The organism is Actinomycetospora atypica (genome assembly GCF_042653685.1).
Lineage (GTDB): Bacteria > Actinomycetota > Actinomycetes > Mycobacteriales > Pseudonocardiaceae > Actinomycetospora > Actinomycetospora atypica.
Genome location: NZ_JBHSIV010000007.1, coordinates 1 through 17,882 on the forward strand (window position 1 = coordinate 1; position 17,882 = coordinate 17,882).

The 17,882-nt window shown below is 75.0% G+C and carries 22 protein-coding genes, 1 other RNA gene and 1 pseudogene; 9 read left to right on the top strand and 15 right to left on the bottom strand.

Going from position 1 to position 17,882, the window contains the following annotated elements:
- Positions 1-215: 215 nt before the first annotated feature.
- The 3 genes from ACFPBZ_RS08425 to ACFPBZ_RS08435 form a co-directional block, all read right to left on the bottom strand.
- Positions 216-893 (bottom strand): recombinase family protein, encoded by a 678-nt coding sequence (locus tag ACFPBZ_RS08425; protein ID WP_465251511.1) that lies wholly within the window; start codon positions 891-893, stop codon positions 216-218.
- 528 nt (positions 894-1,421) lie between these two features.
- On the bottom strand, positions 1,422-2,012 hold the full coding sequence (locus ACFPBZ_RS08430) for a GNAT family N-acetyltransferase (protein WP_378035584.1): 591 nt from the start codon (positions 2,010-2,012) through the stop codon (positions 1,422-1,424).
- 57 nt (positions 2,013-2,069) lie between these two features.
- A complete protein-coding gene (locus ACFPBZ_RS08435; RefSeq protein WP_378035585.1) occupies positions 2,070-2,312 on the bottom strand; it encodes a hypothetical protein in 243 nt (80 codons plus the stop codon).
- Positions 2,313-2,432: 120 nt separating this feature from the next.
- On the opposite strand from ACFPBZ_RS08435, the gene ACFPBZ_RS08440 reads away from it, so the two are divergent.
- Positions 2,433-2,777 (top strand): hypothetical protein, encoded by a 345-nt coding sequence (locus tag ACFPBZ_RS08440; protein WP_378035586.1) that lies wholly within the window; start codon positions 2,433-2,435, stop codon positions 2,775-2,777.
- Between the two features lie 35 nt (positions 2,778-2,812).
- A complete protein-coding gene (locus ACFPBZ_RS08445) occupies positions 2,813-3,145 on the top strand; it encodes a hypothetical protein (RefSeq protein ID WP_378035587.1) in 333 nt (110 codons plus the stop codon).
- A gap of 92 nt (positions 3,146-3,237) precedes the next feature.
- On the opposite strand, the gene ACFPBZ_RS08450 is transcribed toward ACFPBZ_RS08445, so the two are convergent.
- On the bottom strand, positions 3,238-4,665 hold the full coding sequence (locus ACFPBZ_RS08450; protein WP_378035588.1) for an MFS transporter: 1,428 nt from the start codon (positions 4,663-4,665) through the stop codon (positions 3,238-3,240).
- A 317-nt stretch (positions 4,666-4,982) separates the two neighbouring features.
- On the opposite strand from ACFPBZ_RS08450, the gene ACFPBZ_RS08455 reads away from it, so the two are divergent.
- Positions 4,983-5,108 carry a hypothetical protein gene (locus ACFPBZ_RS08455; RefSeq protein WP_378035589.1) on the top strand — a complete coding sequence of 42 codons (126 nt, stop codon included), beginning with the start codon at positions 4,983-4,985 and terminating at the stop codon, positions 5,106-5,108.
- A 52-nt stretch (positions 5,109-5,160) separates the two neighbouring features.
- On the opposite strand, the gene tenA is transcribed toward ACFPBZ_RS08455, so the two are convergent.
- Genes tenA through ACFPBZ_RS08480 form a run of 5 tightly spaced genes read right to left on the bottom strand, consistent with a single transcriptional unit; the run spans position 5,161 to position 7,351 of the window.
- Positions 5,161-5,811: a thiaminase II gene (gene tenA / locus ACFPBZ_RS08460; protein WP_378035590.1), complete on the bottom strand. Its 651-nt coding sequence runs from the start codon at positions 5,809-5,811 to the stop codon at positions 5,161-5,163.
- A gap of 13 nt (positions 5,812-5,824) precedes the next feature.
- Complete coding sequence (locus ACFPBZ_RS08465; RefSeq protein WP_378035591.1) at positions 5,825-6,133, bottom strand: YciI family protein; 309 nt, start codon at positions 6,131-6,133, stop codon at positions 5,825-5,827.
- Positions 6,130-6,642, bottom strand: a complete 513-nt coding sequence (locus tag ACFPBZ_RS08470) for an SRPBCC domain-containing protein (protein ID WP_378035592.1) — start codon at positions 6,640-6,642, stop codon at positions 6,130-6,132. The genes ACFPBZ_RS08465 and ACFPBZ_RS08470 overlap by 4 nt, the downstream gene beginning before the upstream one ends.
- Positions 6,639-7,004, bottom strand: coding sequence for an ArsR/SmtB family transcription factor (locus tag ACFPBZ_RS08475; RefSeq protein WP_378035593.1), 366 nt, complete (start codon positions 7,002-7,004; stop codon positions 6,639-6,641). Before ACFPBZ_RS08475 ends, ACFPBZ_RS08470 begins: the two co-directional genes overlap by 4 nt.
- Positions 7,001-7,351 carry a VOC family protein gene (locus ACFPBZ_RS08480; protein WP_378035594.1) on the bottom strand — a complete coding sequence of 117 codons (351 nt, stop codon included), beginning with the start codon at positions 7,349-7,351 and terminating at the stop codon, positions 7,001-7,003. Before ACFPBZ_RS08480 ends, ACFPBZ_RS08475 begins: the two co-directional genes overlap by 4 nt.
- Before the next feature lie 90 nt (positions 7,352-7,441).
- Here ACFPBZ_RS08480 and ACFPBZ_RS08485 point away from each other — a divergent pair, with 90 nt between their 5' ends.
- Positions 7,442-8,374 (top strand): cobalamin biosynthesis protein, encoded by a 933-nt coding sequence (locus tag ACFPBZ_RS08485; protein WP_378035595.1) that lies wholly within the window; start codon positions 7,442-7,444, stop codon positions 8,372-8,374.
- 53 nt (positions 8,375-8,427) lie between these two features.
- Here ACFPBZ_RS08485 and ACFPBZ_RS08490 read toward each other — a convergent pair whose 3' ends face one another.
- From ACFPBZ_RS08490 to ACFPBZ_RS08500, 3 genes are read right to left on the bottom strand one after another with little or no spacing between them, the layout of a single operon-like run.
- On the bottom strand, positions 8,428-9,228 hold the full coding sequence (locus ACFPBZ_RS08490; protein WP_378035596.1) for an SURF1 family cytochrome oxidase biogenesis protein: 801 nt from the start codon (positions 9,226-9,228) through the stop codon (positions 8,428-8,430).
- A 24-nt stretch (positions 9,229-9,252) separates the two neighbouring features.
- Positions 9,253-10,128, bottom strand: a complete 876-nt coding sequence (locus ACFPBZ_RS08495; RefSeq protein ID WP_378035597.1) for a fructosamine kinase family protein — start codon at positions 10,126-10,128, stop codon at positions 9,253-9,255.
- Positions 10,125-10,586 carry a low molecular weight protein-tyrosine-phosphatase gene (locus ACFPBZ_RS08500; RefSeq protein ID WP_378035598.1) on the bottom strand — a complete coding sequence of 154 codons (462 nt, stop codon included), beginning with the start codon at positions 10,584-10,586 and terminating at the stop codon, positions 10,125-10,127. The genes ACFPBZ_RS08495 and ACFPBZ_RS08500 overlap by 4 nt, the downstream gene beginning before the upstream one ends.
- 49 nt (positions 10,587-10,635) lie before the next feature.
- Here ACFPBZ_RS08500 and ACFPBZ_RS08505 point away from each other — a divergent pair, with 49 nt between their 5' ends.
- From ACFPBZ_RS08505 to ACFPBZ_RS08520, 4 genes are read left to right on the top strand one after another with little or no spacing between them, the layout of a single operon-like run.
- On the top strand, positions 10,636-11,457 hold the full coding sequence (locus ACFPBZ_RS08505; RefSeq protein ID WP_378035599.1) for a Nif3-like dinuclear metal center hexameric protein: 822 nt from the start codon (positions 10,636-10,638) through the stop codon (positions 11,455-11,457).
- Positions 11,454-12,182, top strand: a complete 729-nt coding sequence (locus ACFPBZ_RS08510; RefSeq protein WP_378035600.1) for a zinc ribbon domain-containing protein — start codon at positions 11,454-11,456, stop codon at positions 12,180-12,182. Before ACFPBZ_RS08505 ends, ACFPBZ_RS08510 begins: the two co-directional genes overlap by 4 nt.
- Entirely contained in the window at positions 12,179-12,865 is a 687-nt protein-coding gene (locus tag ACFPBZ_RS08515) for a histidine phosphatase family protein (RefSeq protein WP_378035601.1), read from the top strand. The genes ACFPBZ_RS08510 and ACFPBZ_RS08515 overlap by 4 nt, the downstream gene beginning before the upstream one ends.
- Positions 12,862-13,632, top strand: a complete 771-nt coding sequence (locus ACFPBZ_RS08520; protein WP_378035602.1) for an SAM-dependent methyltransferase — start codon at positions 12,862-12,864, stop codon at positions 13,630-13,632. The genes ACFPBZ_RS08515 and ACFPBZ_RS08520 overlap by 4 nt, the downstream gene beginning before the upstream one ends.
- Before the next feature lie 13 nt (positions 13,633-13,645).
- Here ACFPBZ_RS08520 and ACFPBZ_RS08525 read toward each other — a convergent pair whose 3' ends face one another.
- A complete protein-coding gene (locus ACFPBZ_RS08525) occupies positions 13,646-14,878 on the bottom strand; it encodes an SLC13 family permease (RefSeq protein ID WP_378035603.1) in 1,233 nt (410 codons plus the stop codon).
- Positions 14,879-14,887: 9 nt separating this feature from the next.
- The gene (locus ACFPBZ_RS08530; RefSeq protein ID WP_378035604.1) at positions 14,888-15,688 is read right to left on the bottom strand and encodes a sulfite exporter TauE/SafE family protein; all 801 of its coding nucleotides are present in this window, start codon (positions 15,686-15,688) and stop codon (positions 14,888-14,890) included.
- 309 nt (positions 15,689-15,997) lie between these two features.
- On the opposite strand from ACFPBZ_RS08530, the gene rnpB reads away from it, so the two are divergent.
- Positions 15,998-16,397, top strand: an RNA gene (rnpB, locus tag ACFPBZ_RS08535) — RNase P RNA component class A.
- A gap of 134 nt (positions 16,398-16,531) precedes the next feature.
- On the opposite strand, the pseudogene ACFPBZ_RS08540 reads toward rnpB, so the two are convergent.
- Positions 16,532-17,881 (bottom strand): annotated as a pseudogene (locus ACFPBZ_RS08540) (carboxylesterase/lipase family protein); the annotation flags it as partial.
- Position 17,882: the final 1 nt, after the last annotated feature.

The following is a 17,882-nucleotide window of genomic DNA, read 5'->3' on the forward strand; positions in this document are numbered from 1 at the left end:
CGCCCGGCCCCGCCGGCCGGCGTCCGGCCCCTGCCGCCACCGCCCCGGGCGGAGCCGCCCACGACCGCTCCACCGGCCCCGGAGCCGCCGCCCGCGACCGCCGGACCGGACGGGGACCGGACGTCGGAGGCGCCCCGCACGGGGCGGACCCGGCGGCGGACGTCCTCACCGCGCCCGGTCCGCCGGGTGGCCGGTCGGAGGAGCGACTGAGTCGCTCAGTCCTCGGGCCCGTCCACGACCGCGGCGTCCGGGGCCACGATCTGGCGGCCGCCGAGCTCGGGGACGTGCTTGTAGAGCGTGGAACGGCTGACGCCGAGGAGCCGGGCGATCGAGGCGACCGAGTTCTCCGGGCGCGCGAGCATCGCCCGCGCCTGGGCGACCTGGTCGGGGTTGAGGGCCGGGGGCCGCCCGAGGCGCTGGCCGCGGGCCCGGGCGGCGGCCAGGCCGTCGCGGGTGCCCTCGATGAGGAGCTCGCGCAGGAACTCGGCGAGCGCGGCGAAGACGTGGAAGACCAGGCGGCCGCCGGGGGTGGTGGTGTCGAGCCCCTCGTGCAGGGACCGGAACCCGACGCCCCGCGTCCGGAGCTCGCTGACGAGCGTCACGAGCTGGGGCAGCGAGCGGGTGAGCCGGTCGAGCCGGACCACGACGAGGGTGTCGCCGGCGGTCAGGGAGGCGAGGCAGGCGTCGAACTCCGGGCGGGCCGCGCCGCCCTTGCCCGACGACGAGTCGACGAACACGCGGGTGCACCCGGCGGCCCTCAGGGTGTCGCGCTGCTGGTCGGGGTCCCCGGCCTCGCTGGGGCTCCCGGTCGACCCGCGTCCGTACCCCACCACGTCGCCGGTCAGGTCCTCCGGCTCGGCCGCGAGAAGATCGCGAGTCTCTACTGCATCCACGCAGCGGAATAATAGGAGAATCCCCCCGCAACCGCTGTTGCCGCCCCGCCCATTCTGCATACGACACGTTTTACGGCGCTCGTTGCGCCGATTGTCGTCGTGGTTCGACGGCGGAATGGGTGCGCATCCGGCCCTTTTCTACCACTCAGTGGTAGCAGTCGCGGGCCGCGCCGGACCGGGGGAATTCGCCCGTTCGGACGCGGGCCGCGGGTGCTCGGCAGCGCTGAGCAGTCACGCCCCGACGGGTCGGGCGGGGCGTGGTGCGGTCGGGGGACCTGCTGGACGCCGAGGTCGGGGGTCCCGGCCGGGCGTCCGTGGCGGCGGGCGCCCGGCCGGGGAGGCGGGCGCCGACGAGGTGATCCGGCGCCCGACAACGGAACGCGCCGGGAGCGTATTCGTGACGTCGTCCCGGCCCATTCCCCCGGGACGGGTGGCCGTTCCGTGTCGAGAACCGTGTGGACTACCCGGTGGGGGAACGAACGGTCGTCCGGTAATTGTTGACCATTGGCAAGCACGACGATTTCTTCGTCAGCGCTGCTGCACGTCCTTCTGCATCAGCACCGTGTCGACCCACTGCCCCTGCTTGTACCCGACCCCGGGCATGCGGCCGACCACCTCGAACCCGAGCCGGCGGTGCAGCACGATCGACGGGGTGTCGTGGCGCGCGGCGGGAAGCGTCGCGATCACGGCGACGACCTGCCGGATGCCGGTGTGCGCGAGGTCGTCGACGAGGGTGCCGAGCAGGCGGCCGCCGAGGCCCTGGCCGGTGGCCTCGGGGGCGATGTAGACCGAGTCCTCCACCGTGTACCGGTAGGCCGCGTGGGGGCGGAACTGCGCACACCAGGCGAAACCGGCGACGCGGAGGCCGCCCCGGGGCGCGGCGGGATGACCGTCGGGGAGGTCGGCCACGACGAAGGGGAGCTTCTGCTCACGCGCCGCCGCCAGCCGCTCGAGCCACGTGGCGGTCGAGGGCGGGTCCTCGACGAAGGTCGCGACGGAGGCGAGCACGTAGCCCGCGAACACGTCCGCGATCCGCGGGGCGTCGTCGTCGTCGGCGGGGCGCACGACGATCCCGCGGTCGGGGGAGTGGGGCGATGCCCCTCGCTCGGCACCGGTCATCGCGCCATCCTCTCCCGGGAGCGCCGCCGGGGGCCATGTCCGGCGGCGTCCGACGTCCTACTCGATGCGGACGAGCTGGAACTCCCACTCCCCGGAGTCGGGGTTCAGGACGGTCCGCTCGTACACGGCGTGCTGCGCCTCGCCGACCAGGCGGGACATCGTCTGCTGGACCCCGCGCTCCTTGCCGGGGAGCGGGATCCGCTGGATCAGCGGCGGCTCCTCCGGAGCGCCGTCGGGGACGGAGATCGCGCCCTGTCCCTGCAGCGGGCCGTTGATGTACCGGACCACGATTTCCCTCATGCACCCCTCCAGCTGATCGTCCTGCTGCACCTTACGGCTGCACTCCGAGCACGTCACGATCTTCGACAGGACCCGTTCGGCCTAGCGCGGACGGCCGCACCGGCACATAGCGTGTCGAGGATGCGCTCGGCGGTCCTCCTCCTCACCGGATTCGGGCTCGTCGTGGGCGGCGTGGCCCTCATCGCGCTCTCGGGGGGACTGGTCCTCGGGATCGCCGCGATCCTGCTCGGTCTGCTGGCGAAGGGGGCCGGTTTCCTGCTCGGCGACTCGCCGGCCGCCGCCCCGGGCCGTGGGCCGCAGACCCTCGCCGGCCGCCGCGTCGAGCGCCCGCGCGCCGGGATCCCCGTGGGCGGCCGCACCGCGCTGCGTCGCCATGTGCCGGGCCGTGCCGCGGTCCGCCCCATCCGGTCGCCCCGTCCGTCGTTCCCGGTGCCCGACGAGGCCCGTCGGCGCCGGGCCTCGTGACGCCCGCGCCCCGGCAGGTGGCAGGGTCTTCTCGTGTGACGACCTGGGAGTACGCGACCCTGGAGATCTCGGCGGTGCAGCTGGCCAAGGGCGACCTCGATCCGGGGTCGAGCAGCCACGACACCGCCGAGTGGCAGGCCTACGCGATCGGGCCGAAGGACGAGCTCATCTTCGAGGAGTACCGGCCCTACAGCGTGCCGTGGGCGCGGCTGTTCGCCGAGCACCTCAACCGCCTCGGGCGCGACGGCTGGGAGCTGGTCCAGTTCGGCGGACCGCACCACGCGCTCTACCCGACCGGCTACGTGCACTCCTCGGGCACGTACACGACCGTCGTCGAGAGCCGGTTCGTCCTGCGCCGCGCGGCCTGAGCCCGGCCCCGTCCTGCCCGCGCACGCGACGGCCCCGCGCACGCGACGGCCCCGCCCTCCGCGGGGAGGACGGGGCCGGGGCGCCGGTCGGGTCAGCTGTGTCCGCCACCGCCCGCGCGGGCGAGCTCCCGCGCCTCCTCCGGGGTGGAGACCGAGGGGTTCGACCCCGGCAGCGGCCGCCCCGCGGTGTCGCGGAGCTTGAGCAGCGCGACGAGGCCCACGATCCCGGCGAAGATCAGGTAGACCGCCGGCCAGTAGCCCCAGCCGGTGCCGAGGACCAGGCCGGTCATCAGCAGCGACGTGGTGCCGGCGAAGGCCGACACGAAGATGTTGAACGAGATCGACAGGCCGCCGTAGCGGACCTCGGTGGGGAACAGCGCGGGCAGCGTCGACGGGCACGTCGAGGAGAACAGGATGAGGATCAGGCCCATGACCGCGAGGCCCACCGTGACCAGCAGGACCGAGCCGGTCTGCAGGACGTAGAGCATCGGGAACGCCAGGACGATCAGCGCGACCGAGCCGCCGATCAGCAGCGGCTTGCGGCCGATGCGGTCGGAGTACATCCCGAGGACCGGGATGATCAGCACCGCGATCCACAGGATCGCGATCTGGATGATCTGCGAGGTCGTGGTGTCGATCGCCTTGCCGCCCACCGCGCTGACGTTGTCCTCGAGGAACGTCGGCATGTAGCTGGTCAGCATGTAGTTGGTGATGTTCCAGGCGACCACGAGACCGCCCGCGGTGAGCATCGCCGGCCAGTACGTGACGAAGAGCTTCTTGATGCTCGCGCCGGCCTGGCTGCCCTCGCGTTCCTCGGATTCCGATAGCAGCGTCTGGAACGCCGGCGTCTCCTCGAGCTTGACGCGCAGGTAGACCCCGACGATGCCCAGCGGCAGCGCGATGAAGAACGGGATGCGCCACGCCCAGGTGGACGCGAAGTCGGGGGAGGACACGAGCGGGATGACCGTCGCGACGGTGGCGCCGAGCGCGTAGCCGATGAATGTGCCGCACTCGAGGAAACTGCCGAAGAATCCGCGCCGGCGATCGGGGGAGTACTCGGCGATGAACGTCATCGCGCCCGCGTACTCACCGCCGGTGGAGAAGCCCTGCACCACGCGGCAGAGCACCAGCAGGATCGGCGCCCAGATGCCGATCGCCGAGTAGGGCGGGATGAAGCCGAGCAGGAACGTCCCGACGGCCATCATGATGACGGTGATCGAGAGGACCTTGGTGCGGCCGATGCGGTCGCCCAGCGGGCCGAAGAACAGGCCGCCCAGCGGCCTGACCAGGAACGACACCGCGAAGCCCGCGAACGTGCCGACCTGGGCGAGCGTCGGGTTGTCGGGCGGGAAGAAGTTCGCCTCGATCGTCGTCGCCAGGTAGGCGTAGACGCCGAAGTCGAACCACTCGGTGATGTTGCCGACCGCCGCCGCGCCCACCGCGCGCTTCATCGTCGGGGTGTCGGTCACCGTGATGTTGTCCGGAGCCCCGGACGACCCGGCCTCCATCGCTTCTGTCACGTCGTGTCCTCCCGCCGTGCGAGCACTACTCGCCCACTGGTGCGAACCATTAACCCCGGGGCGGGCACGACAAACAAGTCGGCCCGTTATCCACGAAATGTCCGAATTGCCTGCTTCATCGTCGGAACGGCATTCGACGAGGGTGACACGGGACACGGCACGACACCGGATGACGATGGAACACACGCGCGGACCGGGGCGTCCTACGGGGTGGATGCAGACAGCATCCGACGTTCGCAAGCGTCGGCGTGCCGACCGGGTCATCCGGACCCGCCCACCGGTCCCGACGCGTGCATGTGGTGAGGAGGAGCCACCCGATGGCTGCTGTGTTCGTGTCGATGGTCGTCGTTGCCGGTGCGGGAGTCGGAGTGGCCTCGAGCCTCGCCGCCTACGCCCAGCGCCACTGGAAGGGTCAGGCCCGCAGCGCGTCCGCGCAGGCCTGATCCCCGAGACACCGACGGCGGGTCCCCGGACGGGGGCCCGCCGTCCGCGTGCTCAGACCGGCCACCGCTCCGATCGCCAGGCCGCGTCCCAGAACATCCACTCGTAGCGCGACGTCGCCCGGTAGTGCCCGACGACGCGGGCCCGCTCGGCCGGCCCGAGGTCGTCCGCGACCCGGTCGATCACCCCGACCGCCGCGTCGACCACGGCCTGGAACTCCTCGCCGCCGTACAGGGCGATCCAGCGGGCGTAGAGCGGGTCGGGCGAGGACTCCGCGAGCAGCGCCTCGCCCACCCGCGCGTAAATCCAGTAGCACGGCAGGACGGCGCCGAGGCCCTCGGCGAAGGAGCCGCCGTGCACCGTCGCGAGCAGGTAGCTGGTGTACGCGAGCGTCGTCGGGGCCGCCGCGGCGTCCCGGTCGATCGCCAGCGACTCCGAGAGCTCCGCGTGCATCTCCTGCTCGGCGGCGATCGCCCCGGCGGCGTGCTGGGCGAACATCGTCGTGTCGTGCTCGGTGGGGGCCCGTGCGGCCAGCACCGCGAGCGCCCGGGCGTACCCGCGCAGGTAGAGCCCGTCCTGCACGACGAAGTGGCCGAACGCGTCGTGCGGCAGCGTCCCGTCGGTCAGGCCGGTGAGGAACGGGTGGACGCGGATCGCGTCGTAGACGTCGGCCGCGGAGTCCCAGAGCTGCTCGCTGAAGGTCACGGCGGCCAGCCTGTCACGCCCGTTGGGCCGCCCGGAGCGTCGCGCCGAGCATCGGGTGCATCTCGCCGCGGGCGACGCCCCGGACGACCGCCGGGTCGTGGTCGCGGATCGCGGCGGCCTCGTCGTCGGAGTCGACCTCGATCAGGGCGAGGCCCCACACGCCGGCCGGGTCGGCGACCGGTCCGAAGGCGACGGCCGTCCCCCGGTCGACGAGCTCCTGCCAGTACTGCGCGTGCTCGGCCATGACGGCGGCCTCCTGGTCGGTCATGTCCTGCGCGAACGTCGGCCGCGGCGGGACGAGGCGGTAGGCGTGGAAGGTCACGGTGTCTCCTCGGGGGTGGCTTCGGCGGCCGCGGTGAGGCGGCCCAGGATCGTGGCCCAGCCGCGGGTGAACCCGCCGCCGGTGTAGCCGCCGGGGGTGGCGCAGTCCTGCGCGAGCTGCTCGGCGGTCAGGGACTCCCAGCCGCGGTGCTCGACCGACACCCGGGTCAGCGCGGGCCCCAGGGCGGCGAAGGCCAGCTCGACCTCGGTGGGCGACGGGGTCGGCGTCCAGGTCATGACGAGGCGGTGCGGCGGCTCCCAGGCGAGCAGATGGCCCCACTCGACGACGGTGCCGTCCTCCCACGTCTCGTAGACCCGCCCGCCCGGCCGGCCCTCGAGGGCGACGTCGCGGGCCCGCTCGCCGCCCGCCGAGTACGGGCGCAGCGGCCACCACTGCCCGATGGTCTCCACGAAGACCGTGAAGGTGTGCTCGAGCGTGCTGCGGACGAGCGTCGACTGCCGCACCGGCGGCCGGCGCAGGGGCAGGACGCGGGCGGACTCCTCGCTCACGCGACCCCCTCGTCCGGGCCGGCGCCCCGGCCGGCCTCCCCGGTCCCGGCGGCGCGGTCGGCCTCGACGAGCCGCCGCGCGGTGTCCAGGGAGGCCCCCCAGAGGTCGTCGAGCAGGTCCCGCAGGCCGGCGAGGCCCTCGGGGCGCGCCCGGTACAACCGGCGGGTGGCCTCCCGCCGCTCGTGGAGCAGCCCGGCCTCCTTGAGCACGGTCAGGTGCTGGCTCACCGCGGTGCGGGACACGTCGAACGCCGCGGCGATCTCCCCGGCCGCCAGCTCGGAGTGGGCCACCAGCTCGAGGATCGCCCGCCGCCGCGGCTCGGCCAGGGCGCGCAGCACCTCGTCGGTGGGGTCCGGTGTCATGCCCACAGCCCGACCGGGTTGCCGTCGGGGTCGGCGAGCACCGCGATCCGCCCGAAGTCCCCCGGCAGGTCGGTCGGGGCGAGGACGGGCGTCCCTCCGAGCTCGGCGGCGCGGGCCAGGGTCGCGTCGAGGTCGTCGACCCGCACGTAGATCTTGACGCCCGTGTCGCCGGGCGCCTGCGACGGCCCGATGCCGCCCCCCACCGCGTCGGACCCCGCCCCGGTGTCGACCAGGGCGTACCCGTCCGGGTCCTCGGCCACCTGCCACTCGAACAGCTCGGCGTAGAAGCGCTGCGCCCTCCGGTGGTCGGGGCTGGTCACCTCGAAGAACGCGACCGGTCGTCCCATGGCTCCTCCTCGTGTCGGCTGTCACTAACGTTAGCGACGACGAACGTCAGTGTCCACTGACAATTGGACTCGGTCTGCGATCATGGGCCGATGCGCGGACGAGCCCTCGGCCTCCTGCTCGGCGTGGTCGCCGACGCCGTGTTCGGCGACCCCCGCCGCGGCCACCCCGTCGCCGGCTTCGGCGCGGCCGCGGCCCGCCTCGAGCGGGCGTGGTGGGCCGACTCGCGGGTCCGGGGCACCGCGCACGCCGGGGTGCTCGTGGGGGCCACCATCCTCGGCGGGGCCCTGCTGGAGCGCGGGGCCTCCCGGTCGCCGGCCGCCACCGTGCTCCTCACCGCGGCGTCCACGTGGACGGTGCTCGGCGGGCGCTCCCTGGCCGGGGAGGGGGCGGCGCTCGCCGCGGAGCTGGCGGCGGCCGACCTGCCCGCGGCCCGACGACGCCTGCCCTCCCTCTGCGGCCGCGACCCGTCCTCCCTCGACGCCCCGGGCCTCGCCCGCGCGGCCCTCGAGTCGGTCGCCGAGAACACCTCCGACGCGGTCGTCGCGCCGCTGGTGTGGGGGGCGGTGGCGGGGGTGCCGGGCCTGCTCGGCTACCGGGCGGCGAACACGCTCGACGCGATGGTCGGGCACCTCTCCGTGCGCCACACCCGGTTCGGCTGGGCGAGCGCCCGGCTCGACGACGTCCTCAACGGCGTCCCCGCCCGGGTCGCCGCCCTGCTCACCGCGGGGGCCGCCCCGCTGGTCGGGGGCTGTCCGGGCGCGGCCCTGGCCGCGTGGCGACGCGACGCGGCGGCGCACCCGAGTCCCAACGCCGGCCCGGTCGAGGCGGCGTTCGCCGGGGCGCTCGGTCGCCGGCTGGGGGGACGGACCGTCTACCCCTACGGCGTCCAGGAGCGCCCGACCCTCGGCTCCGGCCCGCCGCCCGCCGTCGCCGACCTCGCCCGGGCCGTGCGGCTCTCCCGGGCCGTCACGGTCGCGTCCGCACTGCTCGCCGCCGGGGTCGCCGCCGCCCTGCCACGGTGATCATCAGCAGGTGGGGCCGTCGGGGCCGCCGGGCCGCCGGATGTGCCGGTCGGTCAGCGGCCGTAGCGGTCGGCCAGCACCTCGGCCGTGGTCCGCGGGGCGGCCGGGGTCTCCGGCTCGTCGGGTGCCCCGGTCTCCTCCCGGCGGGTGCGGTACTCCAGGCGCACGAAGTAGGCCCAGCCGCCGACCGCCATGATCCCGAAGATCAGCCACTGCCACGCGTAGGAGTACGAGGGGTTCGGGTCGGGCTGGGGGAGCGGCACGGCCGTGACGACCCCCGGCTGGCCGGGCAGCAGCTGCAGGTAGCCGGGGCTGAACGCGGTCCCGGTCAGGGCGCCGATCTGCGCCGTGTCGATCGCGTAGAACTGCCGGTAGCCCGCCTGGTCGATCGGCGCGCGGTCCGACGGCGTCTCGTCGGGGCGCTGGTAGGCCACGACCGTCACCACGCCCCCGGGCGCGGGCGGGACCGGTGGCAGCACCGTGCCCGCCGGCCGGACGTAGCCGCGGTCGACCAGCAGGGTCTCGCCGTCGGTGGTGCGCAGCGGCGTGAGCACCTCGCTCGCGGCGGCGCCGTCGACCGAGCGGAGCCGGGCGAGGACCTCGCCGGGCTGGTAGGTGCCGGTGACCACGACCTGCCGCCAGGCGGCCTCGTCGTCGGGCTCCGTGCCGCGCGGGACGAGCGCGCCCCGCGGGACCGGCGCCGTGGAGACCGCGCGGGTGAGGGCGGCGTTGTTGCCGGCGCGCTCGTCGCTGCGGTGGAACTGCCACGGGGCGAGCAGGTAGTAGCAGCCGAAGGCGAACCCGGCGACCGCCAGGGTCAGGGCGATCCACCCGGGGCGGAGGAGGAAGCGCACCTGTCCAGTATGCCGCGCCCGGCGTCAGGTCACGGTGCGCACGGCGGCGTCGGCGTAGCCCCCGCCGAAGAGGGCCGCGTGCACCAGCAGCGGGAAGAGCTGGTGCAGCCCCACCCGGTCGCGCCACCCCGCGGCCAGCGGCACGGCCTCGTCGTAGGCGGCCAGGACGGTCTCCAGGTGCGGGAGCCCGAACACCGCGAGCATCGCCAGGTCGGTCTCGCGGTGCCCGCCGTGCGCGGCCGGGTCGATGACGACCGCGCCCTCGGGCCCCCACAGCACGTTCCCGCTCCACAGGTCGCCGTGCAGCCGCGCGGGGGGCTCGTCGGGACCGGGGTCGAGCCGGCCGACGGCGCTCTCGATCCGGGCGGCCTGGTCGCCCGACATCGCGCCGCGGTCGACCGCCAGCCGCGCGTAGGGCAGCACCCGCTGCTCGACGTACCAGTCGAGCCAGGGGCCGTCGTGGGCCTCGTTGCGCATCGGCGCGTCCCCGATCCACGCGTCGGCCGGCCCGCCGGGCGGGGGTGAACCGAAGGCCGGGGCGCCGGCCGCGTGCATCGCCGCCAGCGAGCGCCCGAACCCCTCCGCCGCCTCCCGCGACGACGAGCCCGACGCGACGGCCTCGGTGACGAGCCACCCGTCGTCGGCCCCGAGCACGGCCGGCACGGCCACGGCCTCCGCCGCCGCGAGCCAGCGCAGCCCCGCGGCCTCCGCCGCCACGCGCGTCGATGGTCCAGCTCCGCTTCGCTGCGTGTCCCCGGACTTCGCGACCACCTCCCGGCCGTCATCGAGCGAGCAGCGGGTGACCGAGCCCAGTGACCGGGTCCCGACGACCGCGTGGCCCGTCAGGCGCTCCACGGGCTCGATGGTCCGGCTCCGCTGCGCTCCGCGTCCGTCCTTCATCCCTGCTCGCCCACCCACGCCACGATCCCCGGCGTCGCGGCCTCGATCATCGCGAGGACCTCGTCGAACCCGTCGTCGCCGCCGTAGTAGGGATCGGGGACCTCGGCGCCCTGCGGGGCGGCCGGGTCGAAGGAGCGCAGCAGCCGGACCGTGTCGGCCGGGGCGCCGGCGCGGCGCAGGTCGCGGACGTGGTCGCCGGTGGCTGCGAGCACCAGGTCGGCCTCGGCGATGTCGCCGTCCACCTGCCGGGCGACGTGGCCGATCTCGTAGCCGTGCGCCTGCAGCGTCGCGGCGGCGCGGGGGTCCATGTCCTCCCCGGCGTGCCACGGACCGATGCCGACGCTGGAGACGCGCACCTCCTCGGCGAGACCGGCGTCGGCCAGCGCGGAGCGCAGGACCTTCTCGGCCATCGGGGAGCGGCAGATGTTGCCCGAGCAGACGGTGACGATCGACAGCACGGGACCGATCATCCCGGCTGTCGGTCGGGTGGACCACAATGGCGCCACGATGCCCACCGTCTCTGCTGCGGTCGCCGCCCTCGAGGCCGCGTACCCGCCCGCGCTCGCCCAGGACTGGGACGCCGTCGGGCTGGTGTGCGGCGACCCCGCCGAACCGGCCACCCGCATCGTCGTCGCGGTCGACCCGTCGCCCGCGGTGGTCGAGGAGGCGATCGGGGCCGGCGCCGACCTGCTGGTCACCCACCACCCGCTGCTGCTGCGCGGGGTGCACGGCGTGCCGGCCGACGAGCCGAAGGGCTCGGTGGTCCACCGCCTCGTCCGCGCCCGGGTCGCGCTGTTCGCCGCCCACACCAACGCCGACGCCGCCGCCCCCGGGGTCTCCGACGCCCTGGCCGACGCGCTCGGCGTGGCGGTCGAGGGGCCGCTCGACGCCTCGTCGGGCATCGGCCGGATCGGGCACCTGCCCGCCCCGGAGAGCTTCGAGGCGTTCGTCGCGCGGGTGGAGCAGGCCCTCCCGACGACGGCCTGGGGCGTGCGCGGAGCGGGTGACCCGGCTCGGACGATCGCCCGGGTCGCCGTCTCGGGCGGGGCGGGCGACTCGATGCTCGGCCTCGTCCGGCAGGCCGGGGTCGACGCCTACGTCACCGCCGACCTGCGCCACCACCCCGCCGACGAGCACCTGCAACGCCCCGGCGCCCCGGCCCTGGTGGACGTGGCGCACTGGGCCTCCGAGCACCCCTGGTGCGCCCAGGCCGCCGACGTGCTGCGGGGGGCCCTGCCCGACGCGACCGTCACCGTCTCGACGCTGCGCACGGATCCGTGGACGCTGGGAGCAGCGAGCCGGAATCCGGTCAAGAGAGGAACTCCGTGAAGGCCGACCCCGCCGCCCAACGCCGCCTGCTCGACCTCGCCGGGGTCGACGGCGAGCTCGCCCGCGCCGAGCACCGCCGCCGCACCCTGCCCGAGCAGCTCGCCGTCGAGGAGGCCGAACGGGCCTTCCGTGCCGCGGCCGATGCGGTCGTCGTCGCGCAGACCGCCCTGTCCGACCTCGACCGGGACGTCGCGAAGCTCGACCGGGAGGTGGAGCAGGTCCGCACCCGCGAGACCCGCGACCGCCAGCTGCTCGACAACGGCTCGGTCTCGGCGAAGCAGGCGACCGACCTGAACCACGAGCTGGCCTCGCTGGAGCGCCGCCGCGCGGTGCTCGAGGAGGAGCAGCTCGAGGTGATGGAGCGCCAGGAGGCCGCGGGCATCGACCTCAAGCACGAGACCTCGGCGTACGACGAGGCGAAGACCGCCCTCGAGGACGCCGTCGAGCGCCGCGACGGCGTGCTCGACGACATCGGGGTCCAGGAGGCCCGCCGCGGCGAGGAGCGGACCGCCCTCGTGGCCGAGCTGCCCGCCGACCTCGTCGGGCTCTACGACAAGCTCCGCTCGCGCGGCGGGCCCGGCGCCGGCGAGCTCGTCGGGAACCGCTGCGGGGCGTGCCGGCTGGAGATCGACCGCAGCGAGCTGCGCGACATCCAGGCCGCGGCGCCCGACGACGTGGTCCGCTGCGAGAACTGCGGGGCCATCGTCGTCCGGACGAAGAAGTGAGCGGCGGCGGGGCGAGCGGAGCGACGGGGAAGGACGCTGCGGGGGCATGGACCGGGCGCGGGGAGGCGGTCCCGACGAGGATCGTCCTGCTCCGCCACGGCCAGTCGCCGCTCTCGGTGGAGCGCCGCTACTCCGGGCGCGGCAACCCCGAGCTCACCGAGCTGGGGCAGGCCCAGGCGGCCGCCGCGGCCGCCGCGGTCGCCGCGCGGTACCCCACCGCCGCCGCGATCGTGTCCTCCCCGCTGGCACGCGCGGCGTCGACGGCGGGCGCGGTCGCCGGCGCGCTCGGGCTGCCGGTCGAGGTCGACGACGGGTTCATCGAGACCGACTTCGGGTCGTGGGAGGGGCTGACCTTCCGCGAGGCGGCCGGGCGGGACCCCGAGGTGCACCGCACCTGGCTGGGCGACCCGTCGGTGGCGCCGCCGGAGGGGGAGTCGTTCGACGACGTCGAGCGCCGGGTCCACACCGCGCTCGACGAGCTGCTGGAGCGTGCCGCCGGCTCCACGATCGTGCTGGTCAGCCACGTGACCCCGATCAAGATGATCCTCAAGCGGGCCCTCGACGCCGGGCCCTCGCTGCTCTTCCGGCTCCACCTCGACCTCGCCTGCCTCTCGGTCGTCGACTTCTGGTCCGACGGCGGCGCGAGCGTGCGGCTCGTGAACGAGACCTCCTACCTGCCGTGATCGGACCGCCCGAGGGCGTCGACGTCGACCGCGCCAACGTCGCCCGGATGTACGACTACTGGCTCGGCGGCGCGCACAACTTCGCGGTCGACCGGGCGCAGGCCGACCGCATCGAGGCCTCGAACCACACGGCCCGCCACGCCGCCCGCTCCAACCGCGACTACCTGCGGCGCGTCGTGCACCGCTGCCTCGCCGACGGCATCGACCAGTTCCTCGACCTGGGCTCGGGGGTGCCGACCGTCGGGAACGTGCACGAGGTGGCGCCCGCCGCGCGGGTGGCCTACGTCGACCACGAGGCCGTCGCGGTGGCGCACGCCCGCCAGCTCCTGGCCACGGTCGACCGGGCGACGATCACCCTGGCCGACCTCGTCGACGCCGACACCGTGCTCGGCGCGCCCGGGGTGGCGGGCCTCCTCGACTTCGACCGCCCCGTCGCGGTGCTCGCGATCGCGGTGCTGCACTACGTGCCCGGCGACCTCACGGCGGTGCTCGCGCCCTACCGGGACCGCCTCGCGCCCGGCAGCGCCCTCGCGATCAGCCACGTCACCGACGAGCAGCCCGACCCCGACCTGTCCGCGCGCATCCGGGCCGCCGCCGAGGAGTTCCGGCACAGCGCCAACCCGGTCACCCTGCGCTCGCGCGCCGAGCTGGCCGCGGCGCTCGGCGGCCCGCTCGTGGAGCCCGGCCTGGTCGACGTCACCGACTGGCCGGTCGCCCGCCCGGACGTGGTGCCGGTGGGGATGGCGTGTGCGCTGGCGCGCTCGTGAGCACTTTCCGGGGCTATAGCCCCGGAAAGTGCTCACAGGCCCAGAGGGCACATACGCCGAGCACCAGCGCCGCCGGCGTGGTCACCAGCCCCGCGACCGTGAACCGCCGCAGCGACGGCTCCAGGCCCTCGTTGAGCATCACCCGCCTCCACAGCAGGGTCGCGAGCGAGCCGACGTAGGTGAGGTTGGGGCCCACCCCCACCCCGATCAGCATGGCCAGCACGACGACGGGCGCCGGTGCCGGTCCGAGGGCGGCGAGCAGCAGGAGCGTCGCGGGCAGGTTGTTCACGACGTTCGCCAGCACCGCCGCGAGCGCCGCGACCGCGAGCAGCCCGCCGAGCCCGGTGCCGAGCCCGGCGAGGAGCGAGGCCAGCAGCCCGCCCAACCCGTGCTGCCCGACGGCCGCGACGACGATGCCGAGCGCCAGCACGAACACGCAGAACAGCGGAGAGGCCGCCCCGACCAGGGCCCGCGCCGAGGTCCGCCGCGCCACGAGCGAGCGCGCTGCCAGCACCGCCGCCCCGACCACCGCCACCCACACCGGCTCGATCCCCAGCGGCGACGCGGCGGCGAACCCCGCGAGGGTGAGCGCGAGCACGACGAGGGCGAACCCGGGCACGGCGACCGGCATCGCCTCGTGGTCCGGACGAGCGTTCTCCTCGCGCAGTTCGCGGCGGAAGACCCAGCGCAGGCCCACGTACTCGACGGCGAGCACCACGAGCCACGGCAGCGCCATGAGGGCGGCGAAGTGCAGGAACGACAGGTCGGTCGCCCCGACCGCGAGCAGGTTCGTCAGGTTCGACACCGGCAGCAGCAGCGACGCCGAGTTGGCCAGGTGGGCGCACACGTAGGCGGCGGGGGCCGCCGCGACCCGTAGGCGCCGGGCGGTCCGGACGACGACCGGGGTCAGCAGCACCACGGTCGCATCGAGACTCAGCACGGCCGTCGTCGCCGCGGCCACGCCGAAGACCCGCCCGAACAGCCGCCGCCGACCCAGCAGCGACCCGGCCCAGGTGAACACGCCCTCGGCGTCGGCGAGGTGGGCGAGGACGAGGACCGCGGCGAGGAACCCGACGGTCGGGCCGAGCTCGACCACCTCGCTCCACGCCGCCGCCGGGGACAGCAGGCCGACCCCGACGACGACCGCCGCGGCCGGCACCGCCGCCGACGCCTCGGGCAGCCCCCGCGGCCGGGCGACCGCGACGACGAGGACCGCGGCCAGGAGGGCGACCGCGAGGACGGCCACGGTGGGCCGCTAGCCCCGGACGAAGAGGTAGACCGCCACCGCGATCCCGAGCACCACGACCGACCAGCGCAGCACCGCGTCCGGCATCCGCTTCGCCACGAGGATGCCGAGGTAGCCGCCGACCAGCGTCGAGGGCGCGAGCAGCAGCACCGCGAACCAGTCCACCGGCGCGAAGATCGCGAAGATGACCACCGACGCCGTCGCGGTGAGCAGCGAGAGGAGCACCTTGAGGGCGTTGAGGCGCTGCAGGGTGTCGTTCACCAGCAGCGAGAGCACCGCGATGAGGATGACGCCGAGCGCGCCGCCGAAGTAGCCGCCGTAGACGCAGGCGACGAAGGTGACCGGCAGCAGGACGCCGTAGCGCTGCTCGGGGACCTCCTCGTGCGCCGTGCCCTGCCGTTCCCGACGACGCCGTGCCGCGGCCGCGCTGGCCCGCTTGAGCTGCGGCTGGAACCCGAGCGTGATGCTGGCGAGCAGGACGAGCACGGGGACGATCGCGTCGAAGACCGACGCGGGCAGCACCAGCAGCAGGCTGCAGCCGACCACCGAGCCCAGCACCGCGACGATCCCGGTCAGCGTCGCCCGACGGCGCTGCCCGGCGAGGTCGCTGCGCGCGCTGAGCGTCGAGCCGATGTAGCCCGGCCACTGCGCGACCGAGTTGGTGACGTTGGCCTGCAGCGGGGGGAGCCCGACCCCGAGCAGGACCGGGAACACGATCAGCGACCCGCCGCCCGCGACGGCGTTGACCGCGCCGGCGAGGAGGCCGAGCACCACGAGCAGGACGATCTGGAGCGCGCTGGGGTCGGTCACGACAGGTCGGCCCCGTGGTGCGGCGTCCCGATGGTCATGGTCGAGCTCCGCTGCGCTGCGTCTCCGGCACGAGCGGGGACGGTAGCCGTGCTCACGATCCCGCGCTCGGGTGCCGGCCCCGGGTGTCAGCGATGGCACGTCGCTGACGTCCAGCGGCAGGAGGGCGCCACGCACGGGCCCGGCCCCGACCATGATCGGAACTTCAGTGGCGACATGCCCAAGGGGAGAGGCGACTCGCCGCAGAAGTCGTGATCATGCGTGGCCCGGACCTCACGACAAGGCGGCACCGCTACGATCGACCGTGGCGGACGAGCCGGCCGGGCGGCCGCGTCGGGACCCACGAGGTCCCGTCGAGGAAAGTCCGGACTCCACAGGGCAGGGTGGTTGCCAACAGCAACCCGGGGTGACCCGCGGGACAGTGCCACAGAGAACAGACCGCCATCAGGGAACTGGTGGTGAGGGTGAAACGGTGGTGTAAGAGACCACCAGCGCCCTGGGTGACCAGGGCGGCTCGGTAAACCCCACCCGGAGCAAGGTCAAGAAGGCGAGCTCCGGCTCGCTGCGCAGGTCGTTCGAGGGCTGCCCGCCCGAGACCTGCGGGTAGACCGCTGGAGCCCGTCGGCAACGGCGGGCCGAGATGGATGGTCGCCGCCCGCGGACCCGTGAGGGGCCGTGGGCACAGGATCCGGCTTACAGGCCGACTCGTCCGCCGCCCCGCGACCCAGCCCCGAGCGGCAGCGGGGCGAACTCGTGCCCGGCCCACAGCGCGGCCGAGGTCTCCTCCGGGTAGCGCCCCGCCACCGGCGGCTCACCGATCACCCAGGTCTCCCGGGACTCGTCGTCGTACGGGCCCCACCCCGGGCCCTCCCCGCGGGCGAAGGCGGTCCAGGCCGCGCGCATCGCCCGGGAGGTCCCGAGGATGCCCGCGGGCGGCTCGGGGCCCAGCACGATGTCGGTGAGCCCGCCGGTCCGGGTGCCGAACACGAGTGGGACGTCGAGGCCGTGGCAGGCGCCCAGGACCCCGCCCCGCCCGGACGCGGACACCGTGAGCTCGTAGAGGTACGACCGACCGCGATGGGCCTGGGCGATCCGCAGCGAGGGCATGCGGAAGAGCCAGTCGGACTGGACGAGCTCGAACAGGTGCTCGTCGGTGGACTCGGGGTGCGCGGCGCGGAACGCGTCGGGGTCGGGGGCGAACGCCGCGACGGTCGCGGCCGCCATCTCCGGGGTCACCCGCCCGAGCAGGTTGCCGAGCACGAGGAAGAGCCGGAACTCGTCGCGGTTGTGGCCGACGATCACCTCGACGTCGGCCGAGGCGCCGGCGCGCAGGGCCTCCCACGGCGACGCCGGGAGGACCTCGCCGTCGACGACGGGGGAGTAGGGCGTGGGGGTCAGCGCGAGGACGCCCCAGCGGTCGAGGTGGGCGCGCATGTCGAGGGCGTCCCCGGCGGCGACGAGGTCGTCGGGGGCGACGTCACGCAGGTCGTCGACCGTGGCCCGACGGCCGAGGCCGGCGGCGATCGTCGTCATGACGTCGGCGGCGAGGGCGGGGGAGAAGAACGTGCCGGGGACGCTCTGCAGGATCGCGCGCCCGAAGAGCCCGACGGCCCGCGGCATGGCGAGCAGGGAGGCGATCGCGCCGGCGCCGGCGGACTCGCCGAACACCGTGACCTGCCCGGGGTCGCCGCCGAACGCCGCCGCGTTGTCGCGGACCCACTCCAGCGCCGCGACCTGGTCGAGCAGGCCGCGGTTGGCGGGCGCGCCCTCGATGAACCCGTAGCCCTCGGGGCCGACGCGGTGGTTGAAGGTCACGACGACGACCCCGCCCTCGCCCGCGAGGACGGCCCCGTCGTAGCTCGGCTCGGCGGAGCTGCCGGCCCGGTAGGCCCCGCCGTGGACCCACACCATGACGGAGCGGGCGCCGGTGGTGTCGGGGGACCAGACGTTGGCGGTCAGCCAGCCGCGGGGATCGTCGAGCACGGTCGGCGCCGGGGGCACGGGCCCCTGCGCGGACTGCGGCGGCACCGGCCCGAACGTGGCCGCGTCGAGGACGTCCCACGGCTCGGGCGGCTCCGGGGCGGCGAAGCGGCGCGCGCCCACGGGCGGGGCGGCGAACGGGACGCCGCGGAACACGCTCACCGGTCCCTCGACGCGCCCGCGCACCCGGCCCGCCGTGGTCTCGACCTCGATCATG